Source organism: Pseudomonas putida NBRC 14164 (assembly GCF_000412675.1).
GTDB lineage: Bacteria > Pseudomonadota > Gammaproteobacteria > Pseudomonadales > Pseudomonadaceae > Aquipseudomonas > Aquipseudomonas putida.
Genome location: NC_021505.1, coordinates 1,566,820 through 1,588,707 on the forward strand (window position 1 = coordinate 1,566,820; position 21,888 = coordinate 1,588,707).

General features: G+C 61.6%; 19 protein-coding genes and 5 tRNA genes. 15 read left to right on the plus strand and 9 right to left on the minus strand.

Annotation, left to right across the window (positions count from 1 at the left end; genetic code table 11):
* The first annotated feature begins 11 nt into the window (after positions 1 to 11).
* Genes astB through astE form a run of 3 tightly spaced genes read left to right on the plus strand, consistent with a single transcriptional unit; the run spans position 12 to position 2,684 of the window.
* Positions 12 to 1,361 carry an N-succinylarginine dihydrolase gene (gene astB / locus PP4_RS06850; RefSeq protein WP_016498494.1) on the plus strand — a complete coding sequence of 450 codons (1,350 nt, stop codon included), beginning with the start codon at positions 12 to 14 and terminating at the stop codon, positions 1,359 to 1,361.
* Between the two features lie 14 nt (positions 1,362 to 1,375).
* Positions 1,376 to 1,666 carry a hypothetical protein gene (locus PP4_RS06855; RefSeq protein ID WP_016488488.1) on the plus strand — a complete coding sequence of 97 codons (291 nt, stop codon included), beginning with the start codon at positions 1,376 to 1,378 and terminating at the stop codon, positions 1,664 to 1,666.
* Between the two features lie 10 nt (positions 1,667 to 1,676).
* Positions 1,677 to 2,684, plus strand: coding sequence for a succinylglutamate desuccinylase (astE, locus tag PP4_RS06860; RefSeq protein WP_016498495.1), 1,008 nt, complete (start codon positions 1,677 to 1,679; stop codon positions 2,682 to 2,684).
* 42 nt (positions 2,685 to 2,726) lie between these two features.
* Here astE and PP4_RS06865 read toward each other — a convergent pair whose 3' ends face one another.
* Positions 2,727 to 3,920 carry a M91 family zinc metallopeptidase gene (locus PP4_RS06865; RefSeq protein WP_016498496.1) on the minus strand — a complete coding sequence of 398 codons (1,194 nt, stop codon included), beginning with the start codon at positions 3,918 to 3,920 and terminating at the stop codon, positions 2,727 to 2,729.
* Positions 3,921 to 4,227: 307 nt separating this feature from the next.
* Here PP4_RS06865 and alaS point away from each other — a divergent pair, with 307 nt between their 5' ends.
* From alaS to mgtE, 8 genes are all read left to right on the plus strand, one after another.
* Positions 4,228 to 6,852, plus strand: a complete 2,625-nt coding sequence (alaS, locus tag PP4_RS06870; protein WP_016498498.1) for an alanine--tRNA ligase — start codon at positions 4,228 to 4,230, stop codon at positions 6,850 to 6,852.
* An 84-nt stretch (positions 6,853 to 6,936) separates the two neighbouring features.
* Entirely contained in the window at positions 6,937 to 8,172 is a 1,236-nt protein-coding gene (locus PP4_RS06875) for an aspartate kinase (RefSeq protein ID WP_016498499.1), read from the plus strand.
* A 165-nt stretch (positions 8,173 to 8,337) separates the two neighbouring features.
* Complete coding sequence (csrA, locus tag PP4_RS06880) at positions 8,338 to 8,526, plus strand: carbon storage regulator CsrA (protein WP_003254503.1); 189 nt, start codon at positions 8,338 to 8,340, stop codon at positions 8,524 to 8,526.
* A 72-nt stretch (positions 8,527 to 8,598) separates the two neighbouring features.
* Positions 8,599 to 8,689: transfer RNA gene (locus PP4_RS06885), tRNA-Ser, on the plus strand.
* A 106-nt stretch (positions 8,690 to 8,795) separates the two neighbouring features.
* Positions 8,796 to 8,872 (plus strand) — tRNA-Arg (locus PP4_RS06890).
* A 71-nt stretch (positions 8,873 to 8,943) separates the two neighbouring features.
* A tRNA-Arg gene (locus PP4_RS06895) sits at positions 8,944 to 9,020 on the plus strand.
* A gap of 73 nt (positions 9,021 to 9,093) precedes the next feature.
* Positions 9,094 to 9,170, plus strand: a tRNA-Arg gene (locus tag PP4_RS06900).
* Between the two features lie 432 nt (positions 9,171 to 9,602).
* The gene (gene mgtE / locus PP4_RS06905; RefSeq protein ID WP_016498500.1) at positions 9,603 to 11,045 is read left to right on the plus strand and encodes a magnesium transporter; all 1,443 of its coding nucleotides are present in this window, start codon (positions 9,603 to 9,605) and stop codon (positions 11,043 to 11,045) included.
* Positions 11,046 to 11,229: 184 nt separating this feature from the next.
* On the opposite strand, the gene PP4_RS06910 is transcribed toward mgtE, so the two are convergent.
* Entirely contained in the window at positions 11,230 to 11,556 is a 327-nt protein-coding gene (locus PP4_RS06910; RefSeq protein ID WP_003254499.1) for an Arc family DNA-binding protein, read from the minus strand.
* 344 nt (positions 11,557 to 11,900) lie between these two features.
* Between PP4_RS06910 and phnN the strand changes: the two genes are divergently transcribed.
* Together phnN and PP4_RS06920 are read left to right on the plus strand one after the other, a co-directional pair.
* Positions 11,901 to 12,494 (plus strand): phosphonate metabolism protein/1,5-bisphosphokinase (PRPP-forming) PhnN, encoded by a 594-nt coding sequence (gene phnN, locus PP4_RS06915; protein WP_041167642.1) that lies wholly within the window; start codon positions 11,901 to 11,903, stop codon positions 12,492 to 12,494.
* A 111-nt stretch (positions 12,495 to 12,605) separates the two neighbouring features.
* A tRNA-Arg gene (locus tag PP4_RS06920) sits at positions 12,606 to 12,682 on the plus strand.
* Here the strand turns inward: PP4_RS06920 and PP4_RS27570 are convergent.
* The 3 genes from PP4_RS27570 to PP4_RS06940 form a co-directional block, all read right to left on the minus strand.
* On the minus strand, positions 12,661 to 14,070 hold the full coding sequence (locus PP4_RS27570) for an amino acid permease (protein ID WP_016498502.1): 1,410 nt from the start codon (positions 14,068 to 14,070) through the stop codon (positions 12,661 to 12,663). The two genes, PP4_RS06920 and PP4_RS27570, sit on opposite strands and share 22 nt — an antisense overlap.
* 89 nt (positions 14,071 to 14,159) lie before the next feature.
* On the minus strand, positions 14,160 to 14,414 hold the full coding sequence (locus PP4_RS06935) for a hypothetical protein (RefSeq protein ID WP_041167645.1): 255 nt from the start codon (positions 14,412 to 14,414) through the stop codon (positions 14,160 to 14,162).
* Positions 14,383 to 14,907, minus strand: coding sequence for a hypothetical protein (locus tag PP4_RS06940; protein WP_016498503.1), 525 nt, complete (start codon positions 14,905 to 14,907; stop codon positions 14,383 to 14,385). The genes PP4_RS06935 and PP4_RS06940 overlap by 32 nt, the downstream gene beginning before the upstream one ends.
* 215 nt (positions 14,908 to 15,122) lie before the next feature.
* Between PP4_RS06940 and PP4_RS06945 the strand changes: the two genes are divergently transcribed.
* Positions 15,123 to 16,121, plus strand: coding sequence for a sensor domain-containing diguanylate cyclase (locus tag PP4_RS06945; protein WP_016498504.1), 999 nt, complete (start codon positions 15,123 to 15,125; stop codon positions 16,119 to 16,121).
* A gap of 115 nt (positions 16,122 to 16,236) precedes the next feature.
* Here PP4_RS06945 and lpdA read toward each other — a convergent pair whose 3' ends face one another.
* From lpdA to PP4_RS06965, 4 genes are read right to left on the minus strand one after another with little or no spacing between them, the layout of a single operon-like run.
* Entirely contained in the window at positions 16,237 to 17,616 is a 1,380-nt protein-coding gene (lpdA, locus tag PP4_RS06950; protein ID WP_016498505.1) for a dihydrolipoyl dehydrogenase, read from the minus strand.
* A gap of 2 nt (positions 17,617 to 17,618) precedes the next feature.
* Positions 17,619 to 18,890 carry a dihydrolipoamide acetyltransferase family protein gene (locus PP4_RS06955; protein ID WP_016498506.1) on the minus strand — a complete coding sequence of 424 codons (1,272 nt, stop codon included), beginning with the start codon at positions 18,888 to 18,890 and terminating at the stop codon, positions 17,619 to 17,621.
* A complete protein-coding gene (locus PP4_RS06960) occupies positions 18,891 to 19,949 on the minus strand; it encodes an alpha-ketoacid dehydrogenase subunit beta (RefSeq protein ID WP_016498507.1) in 1,059 nt (352 codons plus the stop codon).
* 1 nt (position 19,950) lies between these two features.
* Positions 19,951 to 21,183 carry a 3-methyl-2-oxobutanoate dehydrogenase (2-methylpropanoyl-transferring) subunit alpha gene (locus tag PP4_RS06965; protein WP_016498508.1) on the minus strand — a complete coding sequence of 411 codons (1,233 nt, stop codon included), beginning with the start codon at positions 21,181 to 21,183 and terminating at the stop codon, positions 19,951 to 19,953.
* A gap of 198 nt (positions 21,184 to 21,381) precedes the next feature.
* Here PP4_RS06965 and bkdR point away from each other — a divergent pair, with 198 nt between their 5' ends.
* The gene (gene bkdR / locus PP4_RS06970; protein ID WP_012273540.1) at positions 21,382 to 21,867 is read left to right on the plus strand and encodes a Bkd operon transcriptional regulator BkdR; all 486 of its coding nucleotides are present in this window, start codon (positions 21,382 to 21,384) and stop codon (positions 21,865 to 21,867) included.
* Positions 21,868 to 21,888: the final 21 nt, after the last annotated feature.

Genomic DNA, 21,888 nt, shown 5'->3' on the forward strand with positions numbered 1-21,888 from the left:
GAGCCTAGCCGATGAAATCCTATGAAGTGAATTTTGATGGCCTGGTGGGGCCTACCCACAACTATGGCGGCCTGTCTTACGGCAACGTGGCTTCGCAGAGCAACAGCCAGCAGGGTTCCAACCCGCGCGAAGCCGCGCGCCAGGGCCTGGCGAAAATGAAAGCGCTGGCCGACATGGGCTTCAAGCAGGGCGTGTTGGCGCCCCAAGAACGACCGGATGTGGCTGCGCTGCGCCGCCTGGGCTTTAGCGGCAGCGATGCCGAGGTGATCCAGCGTGCTGCCAAAGAGGCCATGCCCCTGCTGGTGGCCAGTTGCTCGGCGTCGAGCATGTGGGTGGCCAATGCCGCCACGGTCAGCCCCAGTGCCGACACTGCAGATGGCCGCGTGCATTTCACCGCCGCCAACCTGAACTGCAAGTATCACCGCAGCATTGAGCACCCGACCACCAGCCGTGTGCTGGGCGCCATGTTCAACAACGAGAAACACTTTGCCCACCACGAAGCATTGCCTGCCGTGGCACAGTTCGGTGACGAGGGCGCGGCCAACCACACGCGTTTCTGCCGTGCCTATGGCGACGCGGGTGTGGAGTTCTTCGTCTATGGCCGCAGTGCGTTCGACAGCCGTTACCCGGCGCCGCAGAAATACCCGGCCCGGCAAACCCTGGAAGCCTCGCAGGCCGTGGCCCGGCTGCATGGGCTGAGGGGTGGCGGGGTGGTCTACGCTCAACAGAACCCTGCAGTGATCGACCAGGGCGTGTTCCACAACGATGTGATTTCGGTGGGCAACGGCGAGGTGCTGTTCTACCACGAGGACGCTTTCCTCGAGACCGACGCGGTGCTTGGCCAGCTGCGAGCTAAACTGGCCAGCAAGGGTGGCAACTTCCAGGCCATCTGTGTACCGCGGGCAGCGGTGGCGGTAGAGGATGCCGTGCGCTCCTACCTGTTCAACAGCCAACTGCTCAGCCGCGATGACGGTTCCATGCTGCTGGTGGTGCCGGAAGAGTGCCGCAACAATGAGCGGGTCTGGGCCTACCTGGGCCAGCTGACCAGCCAGGGTGGCCCGGTGAAGGAGGTCAAGGTATTCGACCTCAAGCAAAGCATGCAGAACGGCGGCGGCCCGGCTTGCCTGCGTTTGCGCGTGGCGTTGAAAGAATCGGAACTGGCGGCGGTCAACCAAGGCGTTATCATGACCGCCCCGCTGTACGACACCCTGGTGCAGTGGGTCGACAAGCATTACCGCGATCGCCTGGGCGAAGCGGACCTGGCCGACCCGCAACTGCTGGTGGAATGCCGTACGGCACTGGACCAATTGACCCAGATCCTGAAGTTGGGCTCGGTATACCCGTTCCAACGCCAACCTTGAAGAGAGACTTTGCAATGACCGACGCCCTGCGCCTGATCCTCGAAGATGAAGACGGCACCCAGCTGGAAACCTCCTGCACCCGCTTTGCCGTGGTTTGGCAAGGCAAGGAAGTGTGGATTCAGCAGGACGGCCGTGGCCAGCTGCTGATCGGTGTGGACGTCGACGAAGACGACACCGAATACGCCAACCTGCTGCTGCGCCCGATGGCCACCAACCTGGTCAGCCTGCAGCTGGAAATGGAGCCGGCCGAGGTTGGCGAAGACGACGATCACGTCCATGGCCCCGACTGCGGCCACCACCACTAAGGAAGTCCCTATGCTCGCCCTTGGCAAATTGCTTGAGCTGACCCTCACCGATCACGAACCGGCCGAGAAGACCCAAGTGACACCCAAGGGCGCGCGTTTGCGCTGGCTCGGGGAGGGCGCGCTCGAAGTGCGCCCCGCCGAAAACGATGATTGCGGGCTGGACTTGCTGTTGTCTGCTGGCATCCATGGCAACGAAACGGCGCCGATCGAATTGCTCGAACGACTGCTGCACGGCGTGGCCAACGGCAAGATCAAACCCAAGGCACGGCTGCTGTTCCTGTTCGGCAACCCTGCGGCGATCCGCAAGGGTGAGCGCTTCATCGAGCAGGACATCAACCGGCTGTTCAATGGCCGCCATGAGCTTTCCAGTGGTTTCGAAGCCTTGCGTGCCGCCGAGCTGGAACAGTTCGCCCGGGTGTTCTTCAGCAAGCCGGGGCGTAGCCGCCTGCATTACGACCTGCATACCGCCATCCGCGGTTCGAAGATCGAGCAATTCGCCTTGTACCCCTATAAAGAGGGGCGCAAGCACTCCCGTCGCGAACTGGCGCGCCTGGCGGCAGCCGGCATGGAGGCGGTGCTGCTGCAGAGCAAATCCTCCATCACTTTCAGTGCCTTTACCTACGAACAGCTGGAGGCCGAAGCCTTCACCCTCGAGCTGGGCAAGGCCCGCCCGTTCGGCCAGAACGAGCAGGTCAACCTCGACCGGCTGGAGCAGCGCCTGATCCAGATCATCGAAGGCACCGAGCCAGAGGGTGAGGGCTCGCTGGATGGCCTGCAGCTGTTCAGCGTCGCCCGCGAAATCATCAAGCACAGCGACAGTTTCCACCTGCATTTGCCGGCGGACATCGAGAACTTTTCCGAGTTGAGCAAGGGTTACCTGCTGGCCGAAGACCTGGCCGAGACGCGCTGGGTGGTCGAGGAGGAGGGCGCGCGCATCATCTTCCCCAACCCCAGGGTGAAGAACGGCTTGCGCGCGGGGATTCTCATTGTGCCGGATTCGGGGCAGCGGCTGGGCTGATGGCGGAGGTGGTGCCCGTCCCGGCGCACCACATGGGCTCGCTCAGTAGTAGGTGCGTACTGGCAGGCCCAGTTCCATTCGCAGCGCGTTTTCGTTGAAGGGTGATGGGTTGGTGTCGGTTGGCGCCGTGTCGGGGTTATTGTCGAAATCGTACAGAGGGCCGCTCGGCAGGCCAATTGCTTGCAGGTGTGCGTTGTCGACCTGAATCTGCCTGCGATCGATAGTGCTGATTAAGGTGTGGCCAGGTACCGTCGTACCGTTGAAGGCGCTGTACGCTTCGCACAAGCAACGGTAAAAGTCGAGCAGCGGCAAATTGTCGCTGTCCGAGCGCGTCAGGTTGAATGCCAGGTTTCCGCCCTCGGCCGGCAAGCCGGCTACCCACTCCAGTTTGCTGTCTCGTCGCAGGTAATGGTCGCTGTCGGTCGGGTCTGAGGTGTGCACGTCGAAACGGGTGGCCAGCTGTGTTTCGGTAACCCGTATCCAGGACCGTTTCGCCAGTTGAGTCAGAAGTTGCTGGCCGCAATCGGTGTGGCAAAGAAACACCAGGTGGTTGTGAACGGCCTGTTTGAAGGTGTCGCTGCCTTGTATGTCGAGTGTGTTGTTGGCGAGTGCGGCGAGCGGGACGGAGAGGGGTTGCTCGAAGCGGGCGTCACCCGCCTGGTTACGGGCATAAATGACTGATTCATGGGGGTCGTCGACCAGGATATGACCGTCGATTCCCTGGATATGACCGCCGATACCGCCGCTCGCCGAGCCACGCTTGATGAATGTCAGCCCCTGGCCCACGTTGATTTGTGCATCGCTGCTGCCGGTGAAGACCTCGGTGATGCCGCCGCCGGTGGTGATGTGCGCGCGGCCTTTTGCGGCCTGAATGATCACAGGCGTCTTCACTTCCTTCGCCACGCGGACGTTGGCCTCACCCGATGCTGTTCTGATGATCAGGGTTTGTCTGTGCGTAGGCGCGAGGATGAACCTCTTGTTGCCGACCATGGCTTTGAGGTGGCAGTCGTAGGCGGAAATGTCGACATCGACCGCCGAGGCATGGCTCTGAATCACCATGTGGTGCTTGCCCGGGATCTGGCCCTGATCGAACCATACCTGTTCCAGAAGGACGTCTATCTTGTCGTCCCGGTATTCGTAGAAGCGATGAACGGCTTGGCCATCGATGGACGTGTCTGCCTGCTGTTGAAAACCGCTGGTCCTGCCAGAAATGAAATAGACGGGGTTGGGGTGCATGAGAAGGCTCGCTTGCTGTGGATGGGGGGGCGGCGGTTGTCGCTGCGGCCAAAGCTAAAGGGTTGTGCAGGCGAGGAGTGGTACTTATCTAGGGGCAAGATGGACGAGGAGGGGGCGTTGTGACGAGGCGCTGAACCGTATAGCCTCCACTTTGAAGTCCGAAATGACGATTTCATGCCGATTGACCGTTTCGGGCGTATAAACACACTGCATCCGCCGTTCAGGCTGGATATAATGGCGCCCTTTGCCGTCGTTTCGTCGATTCGACGTATCAGCCCAAACGGCCGCCGTTTCCGTGGAAGAACCTATGAAAAGCGCAGAAATCCGTGAAGCCTTCCTTCGCTTCTTCGAAGAGCAGGGACATACCCGAGTCGCCTCCAGTTCGTTGATCCCGAACAACGACCCGACCCTGCTGTTCACCAATGCCGGCATGAACCAGTTCAAGGACTGCTTCCTCGGCGCGGAGAAGCGTGCCTACACCCGTGCTGTCAGTAGCCAGAAGTGCGTGCGCGCCGGTGGCAAGCACAACGACCTGGAAAACGTCGGTTACACCGCGCGTCACCATACCTTCTTCGAAATGCTGGGCAACTTCAGCTTCGGCGACTATTTCAAGCGCGACGCCATCACGTTCGCCTGGACCTTCCTGACGTCGGCACAATGGCTGAACCTGCCCAAGGAAAAGCTCTGGGTCACCGTCTACGCCACTGACGACGAAGCCTACGACATCTGGACCAAGGAAATTGGCGTGCCGGCCGAGCGCATGGTACGCATCGGCGACAACAAAGGCGCCCCTTACGCCTCCGACAACTTCTGGACCATGGGTGACACTGGCCCGTGCGGCCCGTGCACCGAGATCTTCTACGACCACGGCGCGGACATCTGGGGCGGCCCACCGGGCTCGCCAGAAGAAGACGGCGACCGCTACATCGAGATCTGGAACAACGTCTTCATGCAGTTCAACCGCACCGCCGACGGCGTGCTGCACCCGCTACCAGCGCCGTCGGTGGACACCGGTATGGGCCTGGAGCGCGTCAGCGCCGTGCTGCAGCACGTGCACTCGAACTACGAGATCGACCTGTTCCAGAACTTGCTGGCAGCTGCGGCCAAGGCCATCGGTTGCAGCAATGATGGCCAGGCGTCGCTGAAAGTGGTCGCCGACCACATTCGCTCGTGCGGTTTCCTGATCGCCGACGGTGTGCTGCCGTCCAACGAAGGCCGTGGCTATGTGCTGCGTCGCATCATTCGTCGTGCCTGCCGCCACGGCAACAAACTGGGCGCCAAGGGCAGCTTCTTCTACCAGATCGTTGCCGCACTGGCCGCCGAAATGGGCGAAGCCTTCCCTGAGCTGAAGAGCCAGCAAGCGCACATCGAGCGCGTGCTGAAAGCTGAAGAAGAGCAGTTCGCCAAGACCCTCGAGCAAGGCCTGCGTATCCTCGAGCAGGACCTGGCCCAGCTGAAAGGCGACGTGGTACCGGGCGACGTGGTGTTCAAGCTGTATGACACCTACGGCTTCCCGATGGACCTGACTGCCGACATCGCCCGTGAGCGCGAGCTGACCATCGATGAAGCCGGCTTCGAGCGCGAGATGGACGCCCAGCGTGAGCGTGCGCGTTCCGCCAGCGCCTTCGGCATGGACTACAACAGCGTGGTCAAGGTCGACAGCGCCACTGAATTCCTCGGCTACGACGCCACCGAAGGCCAGGGCAAGATCATCGCCCTGTACAAGGACGGCCAGGCCGTCGACCAGTTGGGTGAAGGCGAGCAGGGCGTGGTCGTGCTCGACCGCACCCCGTTCTACGCCGAGTCCGGTGGCCAGGTGGGTGATACCGGCTTCCTGCAGGCCGGCGCTGCGCGCTTCGACGTGCGCGACACCACCAAGACTGGCGGTGCCTTCCTGCACCACGGCGTGGTCGCCAGCGGTGCGCTGGTAATCGGTTCGCCGGTCGAGGCCAAGGTCGATGCCGACGTGCAGCACGCTACCTCGCTGAACCACTCCGCCACCCACCTGCTGCACGAAGCGCTGCGCCAGGTGCTGGGCGAACACGTACAGCAGAAGGGCTCGCTGGTTGACAGCCAGCGCCTGCGTTTCGACTTCAGCCACTTCGAGGCGCTGAAGCCAGAGCAGATCAAGGCCCTGGAAGACATCGTCAACCGCGAAGTGCGCAAAAACACCCCGGTGACAACCGAACTGACCGACATCGAAACCGCCAAGGCTAAAGGTGCCATGGCGCTGTTCGGCGAGAAGTACGGCGACACCGTGCGTGTGCTGAGCATGGGTGGTGATTTCTCGGTAGAGCTGTGCGGCGGTATCCACGCCAAGCGCACCGGTGATATCAGCCTGTTCAAGATCATCAGCGAAGGCGGCGTGGCCTCTGGCGTACGCCGTATCGAAGCAGTTACCGGCGCCGCTGCGTTGGCCTACCTGAACGCTGCCGAAGAGCAGGTCAAGGAAGCCGCGCAACTGGTCAAGGGTAACCGCGACAATCTGATCGACAAGCTGTCGGCTGTGCTCGAGCGCAACCGCCAGCTGGAGAAGCAGCTGGAACAGCTGCAGGCCAAAGCCGCCAGCGCCGCCGGGGACGATCTCTCCAACGCGGCTGTTGAGGTCAAGGGTGCCAAGGTCCTCGCCGCCCGCCTGGATGGGCAGGACGGCAAGGCCTTGCTGGCCCTGGTCGATCAGTTGAAGAACAAGCTCGGCCACGCAGTGATCCTGCTGGGCAGCGAGCATGAGGGCAAGGTTGTGCTGGTGGCCGGCGTGACCAAAGACCTCTCCAGCCAACTCAAGGCTGGCGATCTGATGAAACAAGCCGCTGCGGCGGTGGGTGGCAAGGGCGGTGGCCGTCCGGACATGGCCCAGGGTGGTGGCGTCGACGTCGCTGCACTGGACCAGGCCCTGGCGCTGGCCGTGCCATTCGCAGAGCAGGGACTTTGAGATGAAGGGGCCGGCGGTCTAGTCGCCGGCCTCTTCATGTTGGATTGTTTTTTGGGGCCCTGTATGGGCTGAGGCACCATTGAAATGGCGTTGATCGTACAGAAATTTGGCGGCACCTCTGTCGGTTCCATCGAGCGGATCGAGCAGGTAGCCGAAAAGGTCAAGAAACACCGTGAAGCGGGCGACGACCTGGTGGTTGTGCTGTCGGCCATGAGCGGTGAAACCAATCGCCTGATCGACCTGGCCAAGCAGATCACCGATCAGCCGGTTCCGCGTGAACTGGACGTGATCGTGTCGACCGGTGAGCAGGTCACCATCGCCCTGCTGACCATGGCCTTGATCAAGCGTGGTGTGCCAGCGGTGTCCTACACCGGCAACCAGGTGCGCATCCTCACCGACAGCTCGCACAACAAGGCGCGCATCCTGCAGATCGACGACCAGAAGATTCGTGCCGACCTCAAGGAAGGCCGTGTGGTCGTGGTAGCAGGCTTCCAGGGCGTCGACGAGCACGGCAGCATCACTACCCTGGGCCGTGGCGGCTCCGATACCACTGGCGTGGCCCTGGCGGCGGCGCTGAAGGCTGACGAGTGCCAGATCTACACCGACGTCGATGGCGTCTACACCACCGACCCGCGCGTTGTGCCACAGGCCCGTCGCCTGGAGAAGATCACCTTCGAAGAGATGCTGGAAATGGCCAGCCTCGGTTCCAAGGTGCTGCAGATCCGTTCGGTGGAGTTCGCCGGCAAGTACAACGTACCGCTGCGCGTGCTGCACAGCTTCAAGGAGGGTCCGGGTACCCTCATTACCATTGATGAAGAGGAATCCATGGAACAGCCGATCATTTCCGGTATCGCCTTCAACCGTGATGAAGCCAAGCTGACCATTCGCGGCGTGCCGGACACCCCAGGTGTGGCCTTCAAGATCCTCGGCCCGATCAGCGCTTCGAACATCGAAGTCGACATGATCGTGCAGAACGTTGCCCACGATAACACCACCGACTTCACCTTCACCGTACACCGCAACGAGTACGAGAGCGCGAAAAACGTGCTGGAAAACACTGCCCGCGAAATCGGTGCCCGTGAAGTGATCGGCGACACCAAGATCGCCAAGGTCTCGATCGTTGGCGTCGGCATGCGTTCGCACGCCGGTGTTGCCAGCCGCATGTTCGAAGCGCTGGCCAAGGAGAGCATCAACATCCAGATGATCTCCACCTCCGAGATCAAGGTTTCGGTAGTGATCGAAGAGAAGTACCTGGAGCTGGCTGTGCGCGCGCTGCACACCGCGTTCGAGCTCGACGCACCTGTGCGACAGGGCGAGTAAGGCGCTGCCAGGAAGGGCGCGGCTTGCCGCGCCCTTCGCGTTTCTGCTCGCCACGCATGGCCTGTCCTGCCCTGTGTGGCGAGTAACGGGGCTAGGTCGTCGTCCACGACCAGGCCCTGATACCAAAGACTGTTACCCCTGAATGTTTTGCGTAAGGAGAAAGCTATGTTGATTCTGACTCGTCGGTGCGCCGAGAGCCTGATCATTGGAGACGGCGAGATCACCGTGACGGTGCTTGGCGTCAAAGGCAACCAGGTGCGTATTGGCGTCAGCGCCCCGAAAGAAGTGGCTGTTCACCGCGAGGAAATCTACCTGCGGATCAAGAAAGAGAAGGACGAGGAGCCAAGCCTTTAATTCTTTTGAAGTTTTTTTAAAAAAAAGGGTTGCAAGCGAGGAAGATCCTGTTTAATATTCGCCTCGTGTTGCGGTGAGGTGGCCGAGTGGCCGAAGGCGCTCCCCTGCTAAGGGAGTATACCTCATAAGGGTATCGGGGGTTCGAATCCCCCCTTCACCGCCATTATTTGCGTAGGGCGCTGTAAACGGTAGGAACGCTAAGTAGTTGTTTTTAAACGAAAACGTTCTTGCAAAAATGTTTCAGCGACCTATAATGCGCGGCAAGACACGGACTCATAGCTCAGCTGGATAGAGTACTCGGCTACGAACCGAGCGGTCGCAGGTTCGAATCCTGCTGAGTCCGCCACTTTTGAAGTGGCTTTGTTTGCAAGGCTGCTTCAATCAACCAGTGGTAACTGGTCTAAAACTACCAATCGCGGACTCATAGCTCAGCTGGATAGAGTACTCGGCTACGAACCGAGCGGTCGCAGGTTCGAATCCTGCTGAGTCCGCCACTTTCTTGAAGTGGCTCTGCTTGCACAGCTGCTTCAGTCAACCAGTGGTAACCTGGTCTAAAACTACCACCACGGACTCATAGCTCAGCTGGATAGAGTACTCGGCTACGAACCGAGCGGTCGCAGGTTCGAATCCTGCTGAGTCCGCCATATCCCATCAAGAAGCCCGCTCAGTTGAGCGGGCTTTTTGTTTTTCTGCGCCACTGAATTGTTGGCCATGTCGATCTAAGCTCTTCTGTAATGTTTGTGGTGTAGCTTGAGGCCGCTGGTGCGGCGCCAAATTCGATCAGGCATCGCAAACACATCTACGCACACAACAAATGTGCTTTAAACGCCAGAGCCGCCGTCGCACTGATAGCTTCAAGCGTTGTCCCACCTTTATCGCGCAAACGATTGTTCTGGCCAAAAATTTAAGCGATCTGACAGCTTTAGCAGTGTATGATTGCGCCCGTCAGCCCCGCCGGGGCTTGTGGAAAACCACCATGGACTTACCCAGTAGTTACTCGCTAACACGATTCATACAGAAAGATCTGACCGATTGATTCTCCCGGCGTGCTCCGCTGCTGGGAGTGGAGTTCGCCTATGACTGAAGTAGAAGTAAAAAAAGCGCAAGAAAGCCTGCAGGATCGCCTGGCCCAGGTGGTCGAACTGCTGCAACGCCAGCGTGTGGTCGAAGACCTGACGCACCGCCAGGAAGGCGCGCACAACGACCTGGTCGAAAACCTGGTCCACCGCCAGAACCTCGTCGAGCTGCAGCGCAAGCTTGATGACCTGCACCCCGCCGACATCGCCTATATCCTCGAAGCCTTGCCCCTGGAAGACCGCCTGACGGTCTGGCAGCTGGTGCGCTCGGATCGCGATGGCGACATCCTGCTTGAAGTTTCCGACTCGGTTCGCCAATCGTTGATCGCCGACATGGACGATCACGAGCTGCTGGCCGCCGCCAAGGAAATGGACGCCGACGAGCTGGCCGACCTGGCCCCAGAGCTGCCGCGCGACGTTGTTCACGAGCTGATGGAAACCCTCGATGCCCAGCAACGCGAGCGTGTGCGCTCGGCGCTGAGCTACGACGAGGAGCAGGTCGGCGCGCTGATGGACTTCGAGATGGTCACCATCCGCGAAGACGTCAGCCTGGAAGTGGTACTGCGCTATCTGCGCCGCCTGAAAGAGCTGCCCAACCACACCGACAAACTGTTCGTGGTCGATTACGACGGCATCCTCAAGGGGGTGTTGCCGATCAAGCGCTTGCTGGTCAACGACCCGGAGAAGAAGGTAGCGGAGGTCATGGCGACCGATCCGGTGTCCTTCCAGCCCGAGGAAGATGCCTATGATGCAGCGCAGGCTTTCGAGCGTTATGACCTGGTATCGGCACCTGTAGTAGACAAAGGCGGGCGCCTGATCGGCCGTTTGACCATCGACGAAATGGTCGACCTGATCCGTGAGGAGAGCGAGAGCGAAGTCCTCAACATGGCGGGCCTGCGTGAAGAGGAAGATATCTTTGCCTCGGTCTGGCGCTCGTTCCGCAACCGTTGGGCATGGCTGGCGATCAACCTGATTACCGCTTTTCTCGCGTCCCGCGTTATCGGGCTGTTTGAAGGCTCGATCGAAAAGCTGGTGGCGTTGGCTGCGTTGATGCCTATCGTTGCGGGTATTGGTGGCAACTCGGGTAACCAGACCATCACCATGATTGTCCGCGCCATGGCGCTGGACCAGGTGTCGCCGGGCAACACCAGCCGCCTGATGCGCAAGGAGTTGGCAGTGTCGCTGATCAACGGCCTGGTGTGGGGCGGAGTGATCGGTGCGGTGGCTTTCTGGCTGTATGGCAGCTGGTCACTGGGTTTGGTGATGACCGCCGCAATGACCCTGAACCTGTTACTGGCAGCGCTGATGGGCGTGCTCATCCCGATGACATTGGCCCGCCTGGGCCGCGACCCGGCCATGGGGGCGAGTGTGATGATCACTGCCGTGACCGACAGTGGCGGCTTTTTCATCTTCCTCGGCCTGGCTACGCTGTTCCTGCTGTAAACCGATCTTTCCCTGTGGGAGCGGGCATGCCCGCGAACACCGGCGCAGCCGGTGCCATCCACCGCGTCGCCTGATTCGCGGGCTTGCCCGCTCCCACAGTGGTCCTGCAATGGCGTATGCCGTTGCCGTAGGCCAGCCACAAAAAAGCCAGCTTACGCTGGCTTTTTCATGTTCGCTGCAGACCTCAGGAAGCGTCAGCGGCCATTTCCACATCATGAGCGATGAGGGCCACCAGAGCGTTCTGCTGGCGGTGGGACAGTTGACGGAAGCGCTGCAGCAACTCGCGCTCGTGCAGCGACAGCTCAGGGCTGTCCAGGCGCATGCTCAGCTCGTCACCCAGCGCACCTTCCTGGATAAGACTCTGTTCCAGGCGCGCGATGATTTCGGAGTTCATGCTGCGGTGATGGTTTCGCGCTACCTCGGCAATGCGCTCACGCATCCCGTCTGGCAGGCGGACGACGAACTTGTCAGCGGTGCGGCTCGAATAAATAGCCTGTTTCATTGGGCGCATATAAATTGACCGGAGTTTGGTTCAGGGGAAGCGGTTCTCAAATTGGCCGCACGGGGTGGAAGTACGACCGTGGCGACGACAAAATGTTCAACCGGCAGTAAAAATGGGTGCTCATCTTGCCTCATCATCGCCGTTTCCTTGGCGTCAATTCTGTGACAAATAGTGAGCCGGATAAAGGCTTTCTGCCAGTACCAATTATCAGAAATGAGCACTGGTTTGAAAAGTTTTACATGCTCCGGCTTGCCCAACCGTCAGACTTTTGCCGTCAAAAACTGGTAAAACGCAGCAAAAGGCAAGGAAAACACCTAGAATGCGGCGGTTTCCCTTCATAGAGCATAGTGGCTATGCAACATGACGCAAGCGACCGTCGATCAGGGATAGGCCGGTTGATATTTCTGATAGGACCGTCGGGTTCGGGGAAAGATTCCCTGATCGACGCTTCACGTGAGCGACTGGCGGCCGCCGGGGTAGAAATTGCCCGTCGCGTCATTACCCGTTCGGCCGAAGCCAAGGGCGAAGCCGCTCATGGGGTTACGCCCGAGCAGTTCGAGACCCTGCGTGCCCAGGGCGCATTTGCCATGCACTGGCGCGCCAACGGCCTGGACTATGGTATTGCGCAGCAGGTGGACGAGTGGATGGCGGCGGGCAGGGCAGTGCTGGTGAATGGCTCGCGGGCCTACCTGGCCGAAGCGCGCCAGCGTTACCCGGACCTGCTGGCGGTGTTGGTCGAGGTCAGGCCCGAAGTGCTGCGTCAGCGCCTGCTGGCCCGTGGCCGCGAAAACGCCGAGGAAATCGAACAGCGCCTGGCTCGCAGCGCCCGTTTGCAGGCACCGCCCGATCCTTCAGTGCATGTGCTGGACAACTCGACAACCCTGGAGGCAGCGGTCGCAGCGCTGTTCGGGCTGCTTCGCGATGAAGGGGTTCTGCCACCGGAGTAGCAGTGCCAGAAAAGGATTACGCGAAAAAGCCCGGCAGGTGCATGACAAACGCCAGCATGCTGGTTAACATGCTGGCCATCCCGCTGTGCAGCGCTCGCTGCCGGTCGTAGCGTCTCAGTAGCTCAATTGGATAGAGCATCCCCCTCCTAAGGGGAAGGTTGCAGGTTCAATTCCTGCCTGGGACGCCATTTCTTGTTTCTCCCATTTTTGCCTCCGCCTCCTGTGCAGCCGCCATCCGTGTGCGCGTCAGGAAGTACCCCGCCACTACCAGCACCACCGTCAGCACCGTGAACCAGAACTGGAAACGCGATGCCGGTTCGAACGCCTGGGTGCCGATCACTGCCAGCAAGGCGAACAGCGCAACGATATTGGCGTACGGGAACAGCCAGGCGCGGAAGGCCTTGGGGTCGACCGCTTCGTGACGGGTTTTCCAGCGCATGGCCACGTGGGCGATGATGATGAAGATCCACACGACCATCACGAGGCTGCCGGTACTCTTGGCCAGAGTCATGAACAGGTCGCCGGCGCTGATAAAGTGCACGGTCAGGATCATCGTGCAGATCGACAGGCTCAGCAGCAATGCATTGATCGGCACGCCCTTGGCGCTGGTGCGCGAGAACAGCTTGGGCGCGTGCCCGCGCTGGCTCAGCGAGAACAGCATGCGCGAGTTGGAGAACATGAACGAGTTCATCACCGACATGAACGAGACGAACAACACCAGCTTCATGGCCACCGCCGCACCACCGAACCCGGCCAGGCTGAACAGCGAAACATAGGGCGAGGCCAGGTTGGCCTTGTCGGTCCATGGCAGGCACAGGATCAGGATCGACACCGAGCCGACGTAGAACAGCATCACGCGCAGGATCACGCTCTTGATCGCGCGGATCACGTTCTGCCGCGGGTTCTCCGACTCACCTGCGGCTACGGCGGCGATTTCGCTGCCGCCCAGCGAGAAGATCACCACGATGACACCCGCCATTACCGGCGACAGGCCGTTGGGCATGAAGCCGTCGTGGGCGGTGAGGTTGACCAGGCCAGGCGACGGGATGTCGTGGTGCAGGCCAAGCAGGATCGAGATGCCCAGCAGCATGAAGATGAGGATGGTGGCGACCTTCACCGCCGCCAGCCAGTACTCCACTTCGGCAAACGAACGCACCGAGTAGGCGTTGCTGGCCATCAGTGTCACCAGCATCAGGAAGGCGCCTGTCCAGATCGGCAGCCAGGGTAGGAAGTCATGCAGGATGGCGCCCAGCAGGACTGCTTCAAGGGTGATGGTCATCATCGACTTGAACCAGTACAGCCAGCCGACTGCAAACCCGGCCCAGTCGCCGAGCCAGGTGTTGGCGTAGGTTGAGAACGACCCGGCATCCGGGTTGCGGCAGGCCATTTCACCCAGCATGAACATGACCAGGGTGACCACCAGGCCACCAATGAAATACGACAGGATGGCCGCAGGCCCTGCCGATGCGATCAGTGAGCCCGAGCCCATGAACAGGCCTGCACCGATCACCCCGCCCAGTGCGATCATGGTGATGTGCCGCTGCTTGAGGCTTTGCTTCAAACTGTTGGATTGCATTTCCTTGTCCTCTCTTATTGTTGGGGGGACCCGACAACGTCCCCCAACGCAGGCATCGTCATGCGCCTGCGTCCACGCGTGGCAAATAGCTACCAGCCTGCCACCCTGGACAATAAGGCCAAGGACCTCAAACGAATTCTCTGCACAACATCCTGCCGATTTTTCCTGAGACCGGTGATGGCGCCGGTAGCGGTGCAGTTGACCACGCCATGCACCACCTGAACATCGACACCGCCGGGCGCCTTCAAACGGGTCAGGTTGGGGAGCCTTTCACGAACCGCGGCACTTTTCTTGCCGACCGCCGCCACTGCCTCATGCCGTGCCGGCCGCTTGTTGCTCTTCATCCAGGCCGTCCGCCTTGGCGACCTGCTCCTGCGCTTTCTCCTCGATCTTGCGCTCGATGTCCTCTTTCATGCGCTGGGCGATCAACTCGTCGACCTTTGCTTTCATTTCCGGCGGCAGGGCGTCGTACTCTTCTTCGGTCAGGCCTATTTCACGCAGCAGTTTTTCCTTGATCATCTCGCCGGGCGACTTGGACATGAAGTCGTGAAACTCCTGCCGGGCAGTCTTGGCTGGCAGTGGTTCTCCTATCACCGGCTCGGTGGTCTCAGAGCCCAGGTTTTGCAGCATCACCTTGAATTTGGCAAAGGCTTCTTCGCGCGCATCCTCGGCGTTTTGCTGAGCGGTATTGCCTTGGCGCTGATCTTGGGTCGCCGTGTTGGCGGTGGTTATTGGGGTGCTGGCTGGCGCAATCTCGGCCACTGTCTGCTCATCGCTGGCGTGCCGGGGCTGATGGAGCGTGGGCTGCCAGCTGACGCCGTTAGGGGCGATTATCATGTTTCCTCCTTGGAAATATCGTTGGCAGCTATCCAGCGCAAAAGCCATGCCAGCGCTGTGCCGGTCGAAATCAGGCCTTTGGCGCTATTTCGGTTGCGCGCTGGCGGGCATATGCTTGCCTGTCCAAGGCATGATCTTGCCGCCTGCGGCAATTACCACCACTGTCGGCAGCCCCTTGACCGGAGCGCAGTTGCTGGGCATCAGGGAGAGCGTCCATGAATCAGGAAACCAGGCCGGCACCGGCCAGCTTCAGTGAACAGCAATTGCACACCTTGTTCGAGTTGATCAGCGATGGCATCTGGGACTGGAATGCCAACACCGGCTACGTCTATCGCAACCCCGGCTGGTACGCCATGCTCGGTTACGCCAGCCACTCCATGGCCAACTCGGTACTGACCTGGGAGAGCGTGATCCACCCCGAGGACTACCCGCGGGTAATGGCGCATTTCGAGGCCTACATCAACCAGCGCAACGAGCGCTACCTCATCGAATACCGCTGCCGTTGCCAGGATGGCAACTACATCTGGATCGAAGACAGCGGCTACATCATCGGCCAGAACGCAGACGGTTCGGTGGCGCGCATGCTCGGGGCGCACCGCAACATCGACGCCGGCAAGCGCCTGGTGGCGCAGCTGGAACAGAAGAACCAGTCGCTGGAGTGCCAGGTGGCCGAGCGTACCCGCGAGCTGTCCTGGGTGAACCAGCAGTTGCAGCGGCAACTGGACGAAAACCTCGAGTTGGCCGAGCGCGATGCGTTGACCCGCATTGCCAATCGCTACCGGCTGGAAAAGTCGTTGCAGACGGAGTGCGAACGCGCCCAGCGATTCCGTCAGCCGTTGTCGCTGATCGCCATGGACATGGACGATTTCAAACCGATCAACGACCGCTACGGCCACGCCCGTGGCGATGCTGCGCTGGTGTTGGTGGCCGATAACTTGCGTACCTGCCTGCGCGAGCTCGACGTGTTGGCGCGCTGGGGTGGCGATGAGTTCGTCATCGTGCTGCCGCAGGCCACGCTGGGCGAGGCGCTGGAGATGGCGGCGGGCTTGCGCCAGGTGATGGATCAGCTGGAGCCGGTGGGCGATTGCCGGCTGACCATGAGCTATGGCGTGGTGCAATGGCAGGAAGGGGAGGACCAGCATGCGCTGCTGGCGCGTGCCGACAAGGCGCTGTACCGGGCCAAGGCGGCCGGCAAGAATGCCATAGCCCCATAGCCTGACGCGGTCCGCACAAGGGATCGCGCAGGTGACGGGGATCAGTGCCTGGATGAAAAAAGACCCGCGGCGCCTCTCGGCGCAGCGGGCCAAATCGGCCTTGGCCGCTTCAGTGTCAGATATGCAGGGCGTGGCCCAGGGCGCGCAATGCCGCTTCCTGTACCGCCTCACCCAGCGTCGGGTGAGCATGGATGGTGCCGGCCACATCCTCCAGGCAGGCGCCCATCTCCAGCGATTGGGCAAACGCCGTGGACAGTTCGGAAACCGCCACGCCAACGGCTTGCCAACCCAGGATCAGGTGGTTGTCCCGCCGTGCCACCACGCGCACGAATCCGCTCTTCGCTTCCAGGCTCATGGCCCGGCCATTGGCGGCAAACGGGAACTGCGCGACGATACAGTCCAGCCCTTGCTGGCTGGCCTGCTCCGGGGTTTTACCGACGACCACCACTTCTGGGTCGGTAAAGCACACCGCAGCAATCGCGGCAGGCTCGAAGCGGCGTGCCTTGCCAGCGATGATCTCGGCGACCATTTCGCCCTGGGCCATGGCCCGGTGCGCCAGCATCGGTTCGCCGGCCACATCGCCGATGGCCCAGACGTTGTGCATGCTGGTCTGGCAGCGCGCGTCGATGGCAATGGCGGCGCCGTTCATTTTCAGGTCCAGGCACTCCAGGTTGAAACCTTTGGTGCGCGGCCGGCGGCCGACGGCCACCAGCACCTGGTCGGACTCCAGGCGCAGTTGCCCGCCCTTGCCGTCGTTGGCCAGCAGGCAACCGTTTTCGTAACCTTCGACGCTGTGGCCCAGGTGCAGGGCGATGCCCAGCTTTTTCAACGACTCGGCCACCGGGGCAGTCAATTCGCTGTCGTAGGTCGGCAGGATGCGCTCACGCGCTTCCACCACGCTTACTTGCGCGCCCAGCTTGCGGTAGGCAATGCCCAGTTCCAGGCCGATATAGCCACCGCCCACCACCACCAGGTGCTGCGGCAGGGCTTTCGGCGCCAGGGCTTCGGTCGAGGAAATCACCGGCCCGCCCAGCGGCAGCATCGGCAGTTCGACGCTGCTGGAGCCGGTGGCCAGCAACAGGTGTTCACACTGGATACGCTGGCCATCAACTTCGACCTGCTTGCCGTCGAGCACCTTCGCCCAGCCATGAATCACCTTGACCCCGTGCTTTTTCAGCAGGGCGGCCACACCAGTGGTCAGGCGGTCGACGATGCCGTCCTTCCAGGCCACGCTCTGGCCGATGTCCAGGCGCGGCGAGGCAACGCTGATGCCCAGTACCGACGGCCCGGCGAAGCGCGAGGTCTGGTGGAACTGCTCGGCCACATGGATCAGCGCCTTGGACGGAATGCAGCCGATATTCAGGCAGGTACCGCCCAGCGCCTGGCCTTCCACCAGCACGGTAGGGATGCCCAGTTGCCCGGCACGGATGGCGGCCACATAGCCGCCAGGGCCGCCGCCGATGATCAACAGGGTAGTCTGGATAGTCTGTTGCATGCTTACTCCACGAACAGGCAGGCAGGTTGTTCGAGCAGGCCACGCACGGCCTGGATGAACAGCGCGGCGTCCATGCCATCAACCACGCGGTGGTCGAACGAGCTGGACAGGTTCATCATCTTGCGCACGACGATCTGGCCGTCGATCACCACCGGCCGCTCAACCATGCGGTTGACGCCGACAATCGCCACTTCCGGGGTGTTGACCACCGGCGTGCTGACGATGCCACCGAGGGCGCCCAGGCTGGTCAGGGTAATGGTCGAGCCCGACAATTCTTCGCGGTTGGCCTTGTTGCTGCGTGCCGCGTTGGCCAGGCGGGAAATCTCGCCAGCATTGGCCCACAGGCTGCCGGCTTCGGCATGGCGCAGCACGGGCACCATCAGGCCGTTGTCACCCTGGGTGGCGATGCCCACATGCACCGCGCCATGGCGGGTGATGATCTGCGCTTCGTCGTCATAGGTGGCGTTGATCTGCGGGAAGTCACGCAGCGCCACGACCAGTGCACGCACCAGGAACGGCAGCAGCGTCAGCTTGCCGCGGCTGTCGCCGTACTTGCTGTTGAGCTGCTGGCGCAGGGCTTCCAGGGCGGTGACGTCGATTTCTTCCACATAGCTGAAGTGCGCGACCCGGCGCTTGGCGTCCTGCATGCGCTGGGCGATCTTGCGGCGCAGGCCGATCACCGGCACCTGCTCGCTGTCGCTGCGCTTGGCATAGCCATTGGGGGCTTGCCCGGCGGCGCTCTGCGGCTTGCTCATGAAGGCGTCGAGGTCTTCGTGCAGGATGCGCCCGGCCGGGCCGCTGCCGTGCACATAGCGCAGTTCGATGCCGGTATCCAGCGCACGCTTGCGCACCGCCGGTGAGGCCAGCGGCTTGTCGCCCGGCTGGCGCGGCACGATGGGCGCAGCCTCGTGGTTGGCGGGTGCCTGGTACGCAACGGGTTTTACGTCTTTCTGCGGTTCTGGCTTCTCTGCCACAGGGGCGGCGGGAGTTTCTACCTGTTTGGCCTGAGGCACATCCACATGGTTGCCGCTGCCTTCCACTTCGATGCGGATCAGCTCGCTGCCGACCGCCATCACTTCACCTGGCTGGCCACCCAGGGCCAGCACCTTGCCGCTGACCGGCGAAGGGATTTCCACGGTAGCCTTGTCGGTCATGACGTCGGCCACCACCTGGTCCTCGGCGATCATGTCGCCGACTTTGACGAACCATTCCACCAACTCGACCTGCGCGATGCCTTCGCCAATGTCCGGCATCTTGATGACGTGCGTGCCCATTCAGACCTCCATGACCTTTTTCAATGCCGCACCTGCCCGCGAAGGCCCTGGGAAATACGCCCATTCCTGCGCGTGAGGGTAGGGGGTGTCCCAGCCGGTGACGCGCTCGATCGGCGCCTCCAGGTGGTGGAAGCAGTGCTCCTGCACCAGCGACACCAGTTCGGCACCGAAGCCGCAGGTACGGGTGGCTTCATGCACCACCACGCAGCGGCCGGTCTTTTTCACCGACTCGACGATGGTGTCCAGGTCCAGCGGCCACAGGCTGCGCAGGTCGATCACTTCGGCATCGACGCCGCTTTCTTCGGCGGCCACCTGGGCCACGTACACCGTGGTGCCGTAGGTGAGCACGGTCACGTCATTGCCGGGGCGGGTAATGGCGGCCTTGTCCAGCGGCACGGTGTAGTAACCGTCGGGCACGGCGCTGTGCGGGTGCTTCGACCACGGCGTTACCGGGCGGTCGTGGTGGCCGTCGAACGGGCCGTTGTACAGGCGCTTGGGCTCCAGGAAGATCACCGGATCGTCGCATTCGATCGAGGCAATCAGCAGGCCTTTGGCGTCGTACGGGTTGGACGGCATGACGGTGCGCAGGCCGCACACCTGGGTGAACATCGCTTCCGGGCTCTGGCTGTGCGTCTGGCCGCCATAGATGCCACCGCCGCACGGCATGCGCAGGGTCAGCGGGGCGATGAACTCGCCGGCCGAACGGTAACGCAGGCGCGCCATTTCCGAGACGATCTGGTCGGAGGCGGGGTAGAAGTAGTCGGCGAACTGGATCTCCACCACCGGGCGCAGGCCGTAGGCGCCCATGCCCACGGCGGTACCGACGATGCCGCTTTCGGAGATTGGCGCGTCGAACACGCGGGATTTGCCGTACTTGTTCTGCAGGCCTTCGGTGCAGCGGAACACGCCGCCGAAGTAGCCGACGTCCTGGCCGTAGACAACCACATTGTCGTCGCGCTCAAGCATGACATCCATGGCCGAGCGCAGGGCCTGGATCATGGTCATGGTAGTGGTGGCCATGGCGGTTTCCGGGTTGATGCTGTTGTTGTGATCGTTCATCTCAAACCCCCAGTTCCTGGCGTTGACGGCGCAGGTGGTCGGGCATTTCCTTGTACACGTCCTCGAACATCGAGGCGGCGCTCGGGATGTGACCGTTGGCCAGGGTGCCGTACTGCTCGGCTTCTTTCTGCGCGGCAATCACAGCAGCCTCGAACTCGGCCGTGGTGGCCTGGTGTTCTTCCTCGGACCAGTGGCCGATCTTGATCAGGTGCTGCTTCAGGCGGACGATCGGGTCGCCCAGCGGGAAGTGGCTCCAGTCATCGGCGGGGCGGTACTTGGACGGGTCGTCCGAGGTCGAGTGCGGGCCGGCGCGGTAGGTGACCCACTCGATCAGGCTAGGGCCCAGACCGCGGCGGGCGCGTTCGGCGGCCCAGCGCGAGGCGGCGTACACGGCGACGAAGTCGTTGCCGTCAACCCGCAGCGAGGCAATGCCGCAGCCCACGCCACGGCCGGCGAAGGTGGTCGACTCGCCACCGGCAATGGCCTGGAAGGTAGAAATCGCCCACTGGTTGTTGACCACATTGAGGATCACCGGGGCGCGGTAAACGTGGGCAAAGGTCAGGGCTGTGTGGAAGTCCGACTCGGCGGTGGCGCCGTCACCGATCCACGCCGAAGCAATCTTGGTATCGCCCTTGATTGCCGACGCCATGGCCCAGCCGACTGCCTGCACGAACTGGGTCGCCAGGTTGCCACTGATGGTGAAGAAGCCGGCCTCGCGTACCGAATACATGATCGGTAGCTGGCGGCCTTTGAGCGGGTCGCGCTCGTTGGACAGCAACTGGCAGATCATCTCTACCAGCGACACGTCGCGGGCCATCAGGATGCTTTGCTGGCGGTAGGTCGGGAAGCACATGTCGGTGCGGTTCAGCGCCAGCGCCTGGCCGCTGCCGATGGCTTCTTCGCCCAGGCTCTGCATGTAGAAGGACATCTTCTTCTGGCGCTGGGCAACCACCATGCGGCTGTCGAAGATCCGCGTCTTGAGCATGGCGCGCATGCCTTGGCGGAGGATTTGCGGGTCAATGTCTTCAGCCCACGGGCCTTGGGCGTCGCCTTGCTCGTCGAGCACGCGGACCAGGCTGTAGGACAGGTCGGCGGTGTCGGCAGCATCGACATCCACAGGGGGTTTACGGGCTTGACCTGCATCGTTGAGGCGCAGGTAGGAAAAATCGGTCTGGCAGCCTGGCCGGCCGGTGGGCTCGGGCACATGCAAACGCAGGGGGGCGTACTCGTTCATGCTTTTTACGCTCGCTCGGGTATTTGTTTTTGTGAGCTCTGAAGCGGCCGCCGCTGAATACCGGCTTGTGACTGGTAGGTCAGCGTCATCTACATCTTAGTGGCCCGGCAGGAGAATTTTTCTCTCAAGTTGATTGCCTTTGCCGAGCGGTGCAGATAAACATTCCGCATAAACACAAAAAACCGGTGATTTTGTCTCATGCGCAAACTCGATCGTACCGATATCGGCATTCTCAACAGCCTGCAGGAAAACGCCCGCATCACCAACGCCGAGCTGGCACGCTCGGTCAACCTGTCGCCCACGCCCTGTTTCAACCGGGTGCGGGCCATGGAGGAACTGGGGGTAATCCGCCAGCAGGTGACCTTGTTGTCACCCGAGGCGCTGGGGTTGGATGTAAACGTGTTCATCCATGTCAGCCTGGAAAAGCAGGTGGAGCAGTCGCTGCACCGTTTCGAGGAAGAAATTGCCGAACGGCCCGAGGTGATGGAGTGCTACCTGATGACCGGGGACCCGGATTACCTGTTGCGGGTACTGCTGCCGAGCATCCAGGCGCTGGAGCGGTTTCTTGACTACCTGACGCGGTTGCCGGGGGTGGCCAATATTCGCTCGAGTTTTGCCTTGAAGCAGGTGCGGTACAAGACGGCCTTGCCACTGCCGGCCAACGGCATGACCTTGCGCGAGTAGCCCATCGTCGAGACTTGCGCT